Below are 12,583 nucleotides of genomic sequence, written 5' to 3' on the forward strand. Positions count from 1 at the left end.
GGGCCCGTGCTCACTCGGTGCGCAGCCCGTCCGGCCGCATCAGCCTCAGCAGCGGCGGCAGACTCAGCAGGGTCACCGCCAGGACCACCCCGGCCGCCGCGCCGGTCATGGACAGCAGGCTCGCCCAGTCCACCCGTACCGCGGTGTCGGCCATCCGCAGCAGGACCGCGCCGAGCGTCAGCCCCACCACCGAGGCCAGCGCCAGCCCCAGCGTGATCGGGATCGCCGTCTGCCACAGCACCGACAGGCTCAGCGTGCGCCGCCGGGTACCGAAGGCGACCAGCGCCGACAGCAGCTTGCGGCGCTCGCGCAACTGCTCCAGCTGCGACACCAGCAGGCTCGCCCCGATCAGCGCCAGCACACACACCGCGCCCACGAACAGCCCGGTGCGGATGGAGGCGTAGCGGTTCGACCGCTCGCTCGACGCCCAGTCCGAGGACCGCACCAGCGGGCCGAGCGCGGCCGCGGTGTTGCGCACCAGCTCCCGGGCGTCGGGCACGTCCGGGTCGAGGCCGACGTACGCCCGGCCGATCAGCGACGGCCGCGCGGCGTCGGGCAGCGCCTTCGGCGTGAACAGGAACCCGCCCCGCTCCATCCCGCTCAGGTCGGGCCGCGCCGCGACCTGGCGGATCCCGGACGGCACCTTCCAGGCGACCGAGAGACCGGGGGTGGAGCCCTCGTAACTCGGGTCCACGTACAGCGTCCCGCCGGGTGCGGCGAGCTTCGGGGTGTCGGTGTCGTACTGCGCGTCACGCACGGCGAAGACGTCGCCGTCCCGGCACGAGGGCAGCTTCGCCACCGCGCGCAGCGCCGCGCAGTCGCCGACGGTCACCGCGGCGGTCCGCTCGGGGTCGCTGCGCCGGTCGCCGAGGTAGCCCTCGGAGTGGGCGATCACCTGACGCACCCCCTCGATCCGCCGCAACCGCTCGGCGGCCCGGCCGACCTCGACGCCGCCGTCCACGGTCACCTGCATCTGCGCCTGGGTGAGGTCGTACTCCGTGTCCTTGGTGTACGCGCTCTCCACCCCGGAGAACAGCATCTGCAGGGCGATGGCGCCGGCCACCGCGACCGCCACGCCGTTGACCAGCCGGGCCGCCGAACTGCTGCTCAACTGCAAGCGCCGTACGGCCAGTTGCCAGGAGACCGAGCCGCCGTTCAGCCGGGCGACGACCGACTCCACCACCCAGGGCAGCAGCGCCGTCACCCCGACCAGCAGCAACAGCACACCGCCGATGACCAGGTACTGGTTGAAGTCGCCGCTGTCGTTGCCCTGGCCGATCATCGGGTAGAGCAGGGCGAGTCCGCCGAGCGGCAGCAGCAGCCGCCACCACAGCCTGCGCCGGGCCGGCTTCGCCGTCCGCACCACGCCGAGCGGTTCGATGACCACCGCGCGCAGCGCCAGCAGCGTCACCAGCACCGCGGCGGCGGGCACCGCCACGGCCACCAACAGGGCCAGTGCGGGGGAGGGGTTGAGGTCGCTGGGGAAGACGCTGAACCGGAACACCTCGACGGAGCCCGCGACCTGACGTCCGATCAGGAAGAAGAAGGTGCCGAGGACCAGCCCGAGCAGGGCTCCCGCCAGCGCCTCACCGGCCGCGATCCGGCGGGTCATCCGCCCGTCGGAGCCGACCAGCCGCAGCGCCGCGAGCCGCCGGTCGCGCCGTTCGCCGCCGAACCGTACGGCGGCCGCGATGAAGACCGCCACCGGCATCAGCAGCGCGACGAAGACGACGAGGATCAGCAGCACCAGCACCGGATCGGTCTTCTCGCGGTACGGGTTGGGGTCGCCGTAGCGGTCGATCCGGGCCACCTGGGCGCCGTCGGCCCAGCGGGCGAGATCCTCGCCGCCCCGGTAGAAGGCGAGGTCGGCGGAGCCGATCAGACCGCTCTCCCCGATGGTCCCGACGATCCGGTCGGGCAGCCGCTCGCGCAGCAGCGCGCCGCCGTCCGACTCCAGCAGCCGCTTCAGCGCGGGGGAGACGACCATCTCGCCCACCGCGGGGAACCGGTCCACCCCGGGCGGCAGCGGTGCCCGCGGCCCCTCCGGCTCCAGGGCCCGGCCCCGGACGTCCTGGTCGTGGAAGCGGGTGTCCGCGTCGGCGACCAGCAGGGTGTTCTCGGCCCTGGGCGGCACGTCGGGGTTGTAGGTGATGTCGGTACGGGCGTTGCCCCGGTCGTCCCGGGCCGCGAGCGCGTTGGGGATCGCCGTCGTCAGCAGCAGGAGCGCCACGCCCAGGCCCACCCCGACGGCCGTCAGTACGGCCCGGGTCCAGCCCTCCCGGCCGCCGGCGAAGGCGAACCGCATCCCCATCGCCAGGTCCGCCGCCCAGCGTCCGGCCTTCATACGATCCGCTCCATGTCCCGGGACCGGCCGTCCCGTACGACGATCTCGCGGTCGGAGTAGGCCGCCACCCGCGCCTCGTGCGTGACCAGCACGACCGCGGCGTTGGTGGAGCGCGCCGCCTCCGTGAGCAGTTCCATCACGCGCTCGCCGTTGAGGGAGTCCAGCGCGCCGGTCGGCTCGTCGGCGAAGAGCACCCGCGGGCCGGTGACCAGCGACCGGGCCACCGCGACGCGCTGCCCCTGACCGCCGGAGACCTCACCGGGCCGCTTGCGGCGCAGATCGTCGACCTCCAGCCGCTCCATCCAGTGCAGCGCGGCCCGCTCGGCCTCCTTGCGGGAGGTGCCGTTCAGCCGGAGCGGCAGCGCCACGTTCTCCACACAGGTCAGCTCGGGCACCAGCTGGCCGAACTGGAAGACGAACCCGAACTCCGAGCGGCGCAGCGCGCTGCGCTCGGCGTCGCTCATGCCCGCCAGCTCCCGCCCGGCGTACCGGATCGACCCGGAGTCCGGCGGCACGATCCCGGCGAGGCAGTGCAGCAGCGTGGACTTCCCGGAGCCGGACGGCCCCATCACGGCGACGACCTCCCCGGGGTGCACCGAGAACTCGGCGCCGTCGAGGGCGAGCGTGGGACCGTACGCCTTGCGCAGCTCGTGGGCCGCGAGCAGGGCTCCCGCGGGGGCCGTCACTTGACCACCACCTCCGCCAGCTTGTCGAGCCGCGCGGCGGTCAGCTCCAGCCAGCGCAGGTCGGCCTCCAGATGGAACAGCGCGTGGTCGCAGATCAGCTGGTCGGCGAGGTCGCCCCCGCGCTTGCGGTCGGTGAGGATCCGCATCATCCGCAGATGCTCCGAGCGCTGGGTGTCCAGGATGTCCGCCGCGTCGCGCCGGGTGAGCAGCGCGAGGACGACCTTGGTGTACAGCGTGGACTGGAGGTACGGCTCGGGCTTCTCGGGCGTGGCGAGCCACCGCTGTACGTCGGTGACACCGGCGTCGGTGATCGCGTACCGCTTGCGCTCGGGGCCGCCGCCGGGCTCGATGCCGTCGACCTCGACGAGCCCGTTCCTCAGCAGCCGGGACATCGTCGAATAGACCTGGCCGTAGTGCAGCGGCCGGTCGTGACCGAACTTCTCGTCGAAGGCCCGCTTCAGGTCGTAGCCGTGCCGCGGACCCGATTCCAGGAGCCCCAAAAGGGTGTGACCGATGGACATGCCCAGGACTCTACACGGGGTGTATACGCGGTGTGTATACGCCGTGTGCACAGCCCCTGGCGCTGGGTGCGACGGCCCAGGTGGGGGCCGATTGTCACGGTCCTGCTACTGCTCTTCCGGTGGGTCCGGGAGGTGCTCCGCAGGGGGACGGCCGCGGCCCTCCGGCGGGTCCGGGCGCTTTGCCGGGGGGCGGCCGCGGCGCGGGATCGGGCCCGTCCGGCCGGGCAGCCGTCCCGCGTCGGCCAGCGCCTTGCGGAGCAGGAACTCGATCTGCGCGTTGGCCGAGCGCAGTTCCTCCCCGGCCCACCGGGCGAGCGCCTCGTGGACGGCCGGGTCCAGCCGCAGCAGCACCTGTTTGCGCTGCGGCCGGCCGCCCTGGGAAGTGGTCACTGGTAGAGCGTCCCCGTGTTGAGCACCGGCTGCGGCGCGCGGTCCCCGCAGAGCACCACCAGCAGGTTCGACACCATCGCCGCCTTGCGCTCGTCGTCCAGCTCCACGATGTCCCGCTCGGAGATCCGGGCGAGCGCCGCCTCGACCATGCCCACCGCGCCGTCCACGATCTGCCGCCGGGCCGCGACCACCGCACCGGCCTGCTGCCGCTGGAGCATCGCCGAGGCGATCTCGGGGGCGTACGCGAGATGCGTGAAGCGCGACTCGATGATCTGCACCCCGGCCGCCTCCACGCGCGCGTGCAGCTCGGTGGCGAGCTTCTCGGTGATCTCCTCGGCGTTGCCGCGCAGCGAGAGGCCGTCCTCGTCGTGGGAGTCGTAGGGGTACTCGATGGCGATGTGCCGGACGGCGGCCTCGGTCTGGGTGGAGACGAACTCCAGGAAGTCGTCGACCTCGAAGGTGGCCTGCGCGGTGTCCTCGACCTTCCACACCACGACCGCGGCCAGCTCGATCGGGTTGCCGTAGGCGTCGTTGACCTTGAGGACGGCCGTCTCGTGGTTGCGCACCCGGGTGGAGATCTTCGTCCGCGAGGTGAACGGGTTCACCCAGCGCAGTCCGTCCTGCCGGATCGTCCCCCGGTACCGCCCGAAGAGCTGCACCACCCGGGCCTCGCCCGGAGCGACCATGTTCAGCCCGCACATCCCGAGGAAGGCGGCGAGCGAGATCAGCACGCCGCCGGCGATCAGCGCGGCCTGGACGCCGTCCGCGGTGACGGTGCCGGCGGTGACGAAGCAGCCGACCCCGAGGGCCAGCCCCAGCAGGCCGAGCAGCAGCGCGGCACCGCCGCCGATGCTCTGCGCGGCGAACTCCCGCACCCGTGGGGCGGGCATCGCGGGTACGTCGGCGGCGACGGACGTGTGGTCGTTCGGCATGAGTGTGCCCCCCGTTTCGAGCCGTGGCTCTGTCTAATAGCGTCTGTCTAGCTAAGTGATATCACTTTATCCCACGAGGCAACCCTCCGCACCTCTCGGTGGTCGGTTCCGGTGAAACGGGTGCTGATTCTCACGTCCGTAAAAGACCGGATCGGCGGCCCTTTGTCACATCTCTCGGTGTTAGCTTTCTGAGCTGACCTGAGCGGCGAACCTGTGTGGCACGCGTGCACACCAGAGCGAAGCGGAGCGGATCGGACTCATGGGACGAGCGGAAGAGAGACGAGCACGGCAGCGCGGCGGCCGCCGTGCCGCCCCCGGGCGTCGCCGCTCGTCGGACGGGACCGGCCGCAGCGGCATACGCCGGCTGTTCACCTGGAAGAAGGTCCTCGGCACCTTCCTCGGGCTCTGCCTGCTCGCCATCGGCGGCTTCATCGTCCTGTACATGATGGTCGACATCCCGAAGGGGAACGCCGCCGCCCGCCTGCAGAGCAACGTCTACAAGTACAGCGACGGCACGGTCCTGGCCCGCGACGGCGAGGTCAACCGCGAGATCGTCGACCTGTCCAAGGTGCCCGAGGACGTCCGCTACACCTTCGTCGCCGCCGAGAACAAGACCTTCTTCAAGGACTCCGGCGTCGACCTGAAGGGCACCGCCCGCGGCCTGGTCAACACCCTCAGCGGCAAGGGCGCCCAGGGCGGCTCGACGATCACCCAGCAGTACGTCAAGAACTACTACCTCACCCAGGAGCAGACGGTCACCCGCAAGCTCCGGGAACTGGTCATCTCGCTGAAGGTGGACCGCCAGCGGACGAAGGACGAGATCCTCGCCGGCTACCTCAACACCAGCTACTTCGGCCGCAACGCCTACGGCATCCAGGCCGCCGCCCAGGCCTACTACCGCGTCGACGCCGAGGACCTGGACATAGAGCAGGGCGCCTACCTCGCGGCCCTGCTCCAGGCGCCGAGCCAGTACGACTGGGCGGTCGCCTCCGAGACCGGCAAGAAGCTGGTCAAGGCCCGCTGGAACTACGTCCTGGACAACATGGTCGAGGAGAACTGGCTGGACGCCTCCGAGCGGCAGGCGATGGAGTTCCCGGTGCCCGAGGAACCCAAGGCGGCCGCCGGCCTGGAGGGCCAGAAGGGCTACCTCGTCGACCTCGCCAACAGCCAGCTCGAGGAGCAGCTGATGGAGCAGGAGGGCATCTCCCGCTCCGAGGCCGAGACCCAGGTCAAGGGCCAGGGCTGGACCATCACCCTGAACATCGACCGCAAGAAGCAGGCCCAGCTGGAGAAGGCCGCCAAGACCCAGCTGACCAGCAAGCTGGACCCCGAGGAGCGCTCGGTCGACGGCGACATCCAGGCGGGCGCCGTCTCCGTCGACCCCAAGACGGGGAAGATCGTCGCCCTGTACGGCGGCCAGGACTACTTCAAGCACTACCGCTCCAACGCCACCCGCGTCGACTACCAGCCCGCCTCCACCTTCAAGCCCGTCATCCTCGCCGCCGCGCTGGAGAACGAGGCCGAGAACCAGGACGGCGAACCGATCGGCGCGAGCACCGTCTACGACGGCACCAGCAAGCGGCCCGTGGTCGACGCGAGCGGCAACAAGGTCGGCTTCTCCCCGCCGAACGAGGACGACGTCGACTACGGCGACGTCACCGTCCAGACCGCGATGAACAAGTCCGTCAACTCGGTGTTCGCGCAGATGGGCATGGACGTCGGCATGGAGGACGTGATGGACACCGCCGCCGCCCTCGGCATGTCCGACGACCTCGAGGCGGTGCCCGCCCAGACCCTCGGCACGATGGGCGCGAGCCCGCTGCAGATGGCCGGGGTCTACGCCACCCTCGACAACCACGGCAAGAAGGTCACCCCGACCCTCATCAAGTCCGCCGAGCAGCACAACCGCACGGTCACCATGCCCGACCCGATCGGCGACCAGGTGATCAGCCGCGAGGCCGCCGACACCGTCACCTCGGTCCTCACCGGAGTGGTCGACGACGGCACCGCCCGGACCTCGGTCCGCGACAACCCGGCCCGCGACGGCCAGGAGGTCGCCGGCAAGACCGGTACCTCCGACTTCGGCCGGTCGGCCTGGTTCACCGGCTACACCCCGGACCTGGTGACCTCGGTCGGCCTGTTCGGCGAGGACGCCAAGACCGGCGACCAGGTGAACATGAAGGGCGCCACGGGCACCCTGCCCGGCACCGGACGCGTCAACGGCGGCGGTCTCCCGGCGCAGGTCTGGGCGGCCTACATGTTCGGCGTGACCGACACGGACGCGAAGTTCGACCTCGACACCGACCAGGGCGCCGCGGTGGAGCCGACCTACACGCCGACGAAGAAGCCGAAGCCGTCCAAGACACCGTCCGAGGAGCCCACCACCCAGGAGCCCACGACCGAGGCCCCGACGACACCGCCGGCCGAGACGCCCACCGGGACCCCGACGACCGGGGAGCCGACCGAGGAGCCCACCACCGAGGCGCCGACGACGGCACCTCCCACGGACGACATCCCCGAGGATCCGGTCGAACCGGACGCGGAGCAGTAGCCGAAGGGCGCCCGGTAACCACCGGGCGCCCTTCGCGTACCACCACCGGAACCGGGGCGGACCGTCCCTGGATCAGCCATGGTCCAACCCTGGATCAGCCCTGGTCCCACCAGGGCTCAGCCCTGGTTCAGCTCGAACCAGACGACCTTGCCGGTGCTGAGCCGGGTCGCTCCCCAGCGCCGGGCGAGCTTGTTCACCAGATACAGCCCACGGCCGCCCTCGTCGGTCGCCCGGGCCTGCCGCAGCCGAGGCAACTGCGGTACGTCGTCGCCGACTTCGCACCGCAGCACATCGGTCCGCAACAGACGCAGCGTGACCGGCCGGGAGGCGTACCGCACGGCGTTGGTGACGACCTCGCTCACCAACAGCTCCACGGAGTCGGTGAGTTCCTCCAGACCCCAGCGCGACAGGGCGTGTCGCGCCAGCCGCCGGGCCCGGCCCGGCGCCGCGTCCTCCGGTTCCAGGAACCAGTACGCCACGTCACTCGGCGCGATCCCGTCGAACCGTGCGGCGAGCAGCGCGATGTCGTCGTCCCGGTCGCCCGGACCGAGCATGTCGAGCACCTCGTCGCACAGCGCCTCCAGCGGCGGCGGATGATCCGGGCCGGTGAGCTGCGCGGTCGCGGCCAGCTTCTCCCGCAGCTGCTCTATCCCGGTCCACACGTCCCGCAGCCGCGACTCCACCAGCCCGTCGGTGTACAGCAGCAGGGTCGCCCCGGCGGGCGCGTCCAGCTCCACCGCCTCGAAGTCGACGCCGCCGACCCCGATCGGGGCGCCCGGCGGCACCCGCAGCACCTCCGCCCGGCCGCCCAGGTGCAGCAGCACCGGCGGCGGGTGACCGGCGTTGGCGATGGTGATGCGGTGCGAGACCGGGTCGTAGACCGCGTACAGACAGGTCGCCATCCGGTCCGTGCCGAGCCGCTGGGCCTGCTCGTCGAGGTGGTGCAGCACCTCCTGGGGCGGCAGATCCAGGCCGGCCAGCGTCTGGGCCGTCGTCCGCAGCTGCCCCATGATCGCGGCGGACGTCATGGAGTGGCCCATCACGTCGCCCACCACCAGCGCCACCCGGCTGCCCGGCAGCGGGATCGCGTCGTACCAGTCGCCGCCGACCCGCGCCGTCTCGGCGGCCGGCAGATAGCGGGACGCCAGCCGCACACCCGTCGGCCGGGGCAGGTTCTCCGGCAGCATCGTCCGCTGGAGCTCGTCGGCGATGTACGCCTCACGGCCGTACAGCACCGCCTTGTCGATGCCCAGGGCGCTGTGCGTGGCGAGCTGGGCGGCGACCAGCAGGTCGTCCGCCTCGAAGGCGACCCGCTCCGGGCGGCGCAGGAACAGCGCCGCGCCGATCACCCGGCGCCGGCCGCGCAGCGGCGCGAGGATGGCGCGCTGGCCGGCGGGCACCACCAGATCGCCGTCGTTGCCCAGCAGTTCGGGCAGCGCGGCGCGGGCGGCGGGCGCGTCGGCGAACACCGGACGGACCCCGCGCAGCACCTCGGCAAGGGCTCCGCCCGGCTGCACCTCGCACAACTCGGAGGTGACGGCCGACAGTTCGGCCAGCTCGGTCGGCTCCGGCACGCCCTGCGCGGGCAGGAAGCCGCTCTCGGTGTCCCGCTCCTCGGGTATCCGGTCGGTGCGGCGCAGCCGCAGTACGACGGGCCCGGTGGGCCGCTCGTCGCCGACCGGCAGCGGATCGCGCAGATAGACCAGGATCGCGTCGGAGAACGTCGGCACGGTGGCCCGGCACAGCCCCATCACGATCTCGTCGAGATCGAGACCGCGGGCGATCCGCCGGGTCGCGGCACCCACGAACCGCAGCCGGTCGCCGTCCCGCCGCATCGGCGTGGGCCGGCCCAGCGGCTGGCCCTGCCCGGTGCGCCGCTCCTGACCGGCGGCCGCCGGGTCCTGGTCGGTGCCCGGCTGGGCCGGAATGGCCTCCGGGACCGGCCGGGGACGGTGGGTGTCCGCCTCCGCGGCGGAGGAGGGCTGCGCATGCTCGGGACCGTTGCTCACGGGGGCCTTGTCGTTGCCGGACGGTGCGGTGGTGCCCGGGATGGAGGGCGGTTCGCCGGTACGCGCCTGCGGGGGTAACGCGGCGCCCCCGGCGGCGGGACGGGACTGGCCCGGGGCACGCAGAAGCGCCCCGCGAGGGTCCGCGGGGTCGGCGCCCAAGGGGCGCTCGAAGGAGGTCGGCTGCTCCGTCACGCGTGTCGCATCCATCCGTCCGGGGCGTGTCGTTCGTCCCGCCGAAGTCCCGATACCCGCAATACGTGCCCGGGGAACGGGATTCCCGCGTGGTCAGAGGCTGTTCCTGTGCCACCGGCGGGCCGCGCGCCGCCCGAACCGGTCTTGCCGTCGTACCCCTCGCTCACGTCCAGCCGCCCCTCGGTGACGATCGGTCAAGCCCAGTCCACGCTCCGGTAGTTGCCACCGCGCGCTCTTGCGGAGGACGATCCTACGTTTCCTGCCCGGGGGCGCATCAAGGGTCTCATGAGGACACGTGCGCGGGCGTACGGTCCAAGTCTTCCGGCAGAGACGGTACAGCCCAGGACGGGTCGGGGCGCCAGTGCTGCCAGCCGTCCGAAAAGGGTCGCCCCCAGGCCCTGATCGACTCCACGGCCGCCCGGCCGGCCTCCCGTACCTGCTCGGCGACCCTTGCGGCCATCAGACCGTCCTGCTGGGCCTGCGCGAACTCGTCCTCGTCGCGCCAGCCCCAACTGCGGTCCGGGTACACGCAGATGTCCAGAAAATGATCCTCGGAGTCCACTCCGCCCGCCCAACGGGACAGCGGCTCCTCCAGGTTCACGTACCAGTTCTTGAACCGCCAGCCCGGCTCCCAGAACAGCCACACCGACCACGGCTCGCCGGGCCTGGCCAGCTTCAGCACCCCGGTCCCGAACCAGCGGTCGCGCTGCACCGTGCGGGGCTTGGTGTAGCGCGACCGCAGCGGCTCCCGGTGCACGGGGGTGCCGTCGGCGAGCGCGGGCTTGAGACACTCGGTGCCCGGCGCCAGCCACACGGCGAGCAGCTCGGCGTCGTCGCGCACCACGGTGACCGGACGCACGATGTGGAAGGCGGCGCCGGCGTTCTGCCGGTACCGCCACAGAATGTGACTTCCGGGCGCCCAGTACGTCGTGGAACCGCCCGCTTCCGCCGTCGTCATCGCTTCGCCGTCCGTCATGCACAGATATTAGGTGTCACCCCCGGACGACGCTGCGGCGAACGTCACGGTTCGCGGCTGGGGCGCGAAACGTCACGGCCGTGTCATCCGCAGGACATCCAGGGCTTCGTCCAGCTCGGCGAGGGTGAGGGCGCCGCGTTCGACGTATCCGCCCTCGAGCACCACTTGACGGATGGTCCGGCGTTCCGCGAGCGCCTTCTTGGCCACCTTCGCGGCCTCCTCGTACCCGATGTACTTGTTGAGCGGTGTGACCACGGACGGTGACGACTCCGCGTACTCGCGGGCCCGCTCGCGGTGCGCGACGATGCCGTCGACCGTGCGGTCGGCCAGGAGCCGGGAGACGTTGGCGAGCAGCCGCACCGATTCCAGCACGTTCTTCGCGATGACCGGCAGCATGACGTTGAGCTCGAAGTTGCCCGCGGCGCCCGCGGTCGCCACGGTGGCGTCGTTCCCGACGACCTGCGCGGCCACCATCAGCACGGCCTCCGGCACGACCGGGTTGACCTTGCCGGGCATGATCGAGGAGCCCGGCTGCAGATCGGGCAGCGAGATCTCCGCCAGCCCGGTCCGCGGCCCCGAGGCCATCCACCGCAGATCGTTCGAGATCTTCGTCAGCCCCACCGCGATGGTCCGCAGCTGCCCACTGATCTCGACGATCCCGTCCCGGGCGCCCTGCGCCTCGAAGTGGTCGCGGGCCTCGGTCAGCGGCAGCCCCGTGGCCCGTGCCACCTCCGCGATGACGGCGGCGGAGAAGCCGGGCGGGGTGTTGATCCCCGTACCGACGGCCGTGCCGCCCAGCGGCAGCTCGGCCAGCCGCGGCAGCGAGGCGTTCAGCCGCTCCACCCCGTACCGCACCTGGGCCGCGTACCCGCCGAACTCCTGCCCCAGCGTGACGGGCGTGGCGTCCATCAGATGCGTACGCCCCGACTTGACCACGTCGGCGAACTCCTCCGCCTTCCTCCGCAGGGACGCGGCGAGGTGATCGAGGGCGGGGATCAGATCGCGGGTGACGGCGGCGGTCGCGGCGATGTGGATGGAGGAGGGGAACACGTCGTTGGAGGACTGCGAGGCGTTGACGTGGTCGTTGGGGTGCACGTCCCGCCCGAGCCGCTCGCCCGCCAGGGTGGCGAGGACCTCGTTGGTGTTCATGTTGGACGAGGTCCCCGACCCGGTCTGGAAGACGTCGACCGGGAAGTGCTCGTCCCACCTGCCCTCGGCGACCTCGGCGGCCGCCTCCTGGATCGCCCCGGCCACGTCCGGGTCGAGCACGCCCAGCTCGGCGTTCACCTTCGCCGCGGCGCCCTTGATCCGCGCGAGCGCCTCGATGTGGGCCCGCTCGATCCGCTGCCCGGAAACGGGGAAGTTCTCCACGGCCCGCTGAGTCTGGGCCCCCCACTTGGCCCCCACGGGAACCCGGACCTCACCCATGGAATCGTGCGCGATGCGGTATTCACTCATGACGGCTACAGCGATCGGCGACCCGCGGATGTTCCACCCGTGGCCCGAACGGCCCCTACACACAGCTGCTCCCCGCACACCGATTGGCCCGCTCCCCGCACGCCGAGCCGTTCCCCGCACATCGGGCCGCTCCCCGCGCACCGGGCCGCTCGTCCAGCCGTCCCGGCTCGCCGAGCAGCCGCGTCCCCGGGCCGGCGCCCACCAGCCCGTCCGGGGATTGAGGACGAGGCCCTTCGGGCCGATCAGGGGCGGAGCCCCCGACGGGGCCGGCGGCGAAGTCCCTGCGGGGGGTTCTGGGGGCGAGGCCCCTGACGCGGCAAGGGCGCGGGGCCCCCGGCGGGGTCAGGGGCGAAGCCCCGCGGGGGTTCTGGGGGCGGAGCCCCCGAGTGGGGTCGAAGGGGCGGCAGCCCCTGGGTAGGGACGGGAAGACGTCGCACTCGGCAAGCAGATGAAGGTCCTGCGCGAGCGGAAGGGCCTGACGCAGAAGGAGTTCGGGGCGCTGGTGGGGTACGGCCCCGACGCCA

General features: G+C 72.1%; 9 protein-coding genes. 1 reads left to right on the forward strand and 8 read right to left on the reverse strand.

Translation table 11 applies throughout. The annotated features are described in order from the left end of the window. Positions 1-10 precede the first annotated feature (10 nt). The 5 genes from ABT296_RS28590 to ABT296_RS28610 all read right to left on the reverse strand — a co-directional run bounded on the left by ABT296_RS28590 (position 11) and on the right by ABT296_RS28610 (position 4,873). Complete coding sequence (locus tag ABT296_RS28590; RefSeq protein WP_351931543.1) at positions 11-2,344, reverse strand: ABC transporter permease; 2,334 nt, start codon at positions 2,342-2,344, stop codon at positions 11-13. After that, positions 2,341-3,030, reverse strand: a complete 690-nt coding sequence (locus ABT296_RS28595) for an ABC transporter ATP-binding protein (RefSeq protein ID WP_351931544.1) — start codon at positions 3,028-3,030, stop codon at positions 2,341-2,343. The genes ABT296_RS28590 and ABT296_RS28595 overlap by 4 nt, the downstream gene beginning before the upstream one ends. Further along, positions 3,027-3,551: a PadR family transcriptional regulator gene (locus ABT296_RS28600; protein ID WP_351931545.1), complete on the reverse strand. Its 525-nt coding sequence runs from the start codon at positions 3,549-3,551 to the stop codon at positions 3,027-3,029. The genes ABT296_RS28595 and ABT296_RS28600 overlap by 4 nt, the downstream gene beginning before the upstream one ends. 105 nt (positions 3,552-3,656) lie before the next feature. Continuing rightward, positions 3,657-3,992 (reverse strand): type II toxin-antitoxin system antitoxin, encoded by a 336-nt coding sequence (locus tag ABT296_RS28605; protein ID WP_453170563.1) that lies wholly within the window; start codon positions 3,990-3,992, stop codon positions 3,657-3,659. Continuing rightward, on the reverse strand, positions 3,938-4,873 hold the full coding sequence (locus ABT296_RS28610) for an SPFH domain-containing protein (protein WP_351931547.1): 936 nt from the start codon (positions 4,871-4,873) through the stop codon (positions 3,938-3,940). The genes ABT296_RS28605 and ABT296_RS28610 overlap by 55 nt, the downstream gene beginning before the upstream one ends. Positions 4,874-5,132: 259 nt before the next feature. On the opposite strand from ABT296_RS28610, the gene ABT296_RS28615 reads away from it, so the two are divergent. Beyond that, positions 5,133-7,424, forward strand: a complete 2,292-nt coding sequence (locus ABT296_RS28615) for a transglycosylase domain-containing protein (RefSeq protein ID WP_351931548.1) — start codon at positions 5,133-5,135, stop codon at positions 7,422-7,424. Positions 7,425-7,540: 116 nt separating this feature from the next. Here the strand turns inward: ABT296_RS28615 and ABT296_RS28620 are convergent, their stop codons facing one another. The 3 genes from ABT296_RS28620 to ABT296_RS28630 form a co-directional block, all read right to left on the reverse strand. Continuing rightward, the gene (locus tag ABT296_RS28620; protein ID WP_351931549.1) at positions 7,541-9,625 is read right to left on the reverse strand and encodes an ATP-binding SpoIIE family protein phosphatase; all 2,085 of its coding nucleotides are present in this window, start codon (positions 9,623-9,625) and stop codon (positions 7,541-7,543) included. 283 nt (positions 9,626-9,908) lie between these two features. Beyond that, entirely contained in the window at positions 9,909-10,601 is a 693-nt protein-coding gene (fomD, locus tag ABT296_RS28625) for a cytidylyl-2-hydroxypropylphosphonate hydrolase (protein ID WP_351931550.1), read from the reverse strand. 72 nt (positions 10,602-10,673) lie between these two features. Next, positions 10,674-12,059, reverse strand: coding sequence for a class II fumarate hydratase (locus ABT296_RS28630; protein WP_351931551.1), 1,386 nt, complete (start codon positions 12,057-12,059; stop codon positions 10,674-10,676). Positions 12,060-12,583: the final 524 nt, after the last annotated feature.

Origin of the sequence: Streptomyces sp. NPDC000983, from assembly GCF_040299205.1 — a bacterium.
Taxonomy (GTDB): Bacteria; Actinomycetota; Actinomycetes; order Streptomycetales; family Streptomycetaceae; genus Streptomyces.

What these genes read in the sequence shown, in the direction of transcription:
- ABT296_RS28600 (WP_351931545.1), bottom strand. Translation starts at nt 3,551, where the DNA reads ATGTCCATCGGTCACACCCTTTTGGGGCTCCTGGAATCGGGTCCGCGG.
- ABT296_RS28590 (WP_351931543.1), bottom strand. Translation starts at nt 2,344, where the DNA reads ATGAAGGCCGGACGCTGGGCGGCGGACCTGGCGATGGGGATGCGGTTC.
- ABT296_RS28615 (WP_351931548.1), top strand. Translation starts at nt 5,133, where the DNA reads ATGGGACGAGCGGAAGAGAGACGAGCACGGCAGCGCGGCGGCCGCCGT.
- ABT296_RS28630 (WP_351931551.1), bottom strand. Translation starts at nt 12,059, where the DNA reads ATGAGTGAATACCGCATCGCGCACGATTCCATGGGTGAGGTCCGGGTT.
- fomD (WP_351931550.1), bottom strand. Translation starts at nt 10,601, where the DNA reads ATGACGGACGGCGAAGCGATGACGACGGCGGAAGCGGGCGGTTCCACG.
- ABT296_RS28610 (WP_351931547.1), bottom strand. Translation starts at nt 4,873, where the DNA reads ATGCCGAACGACCACACGTCCGTCGCCGCCGACGTACCCGCGATGCCC.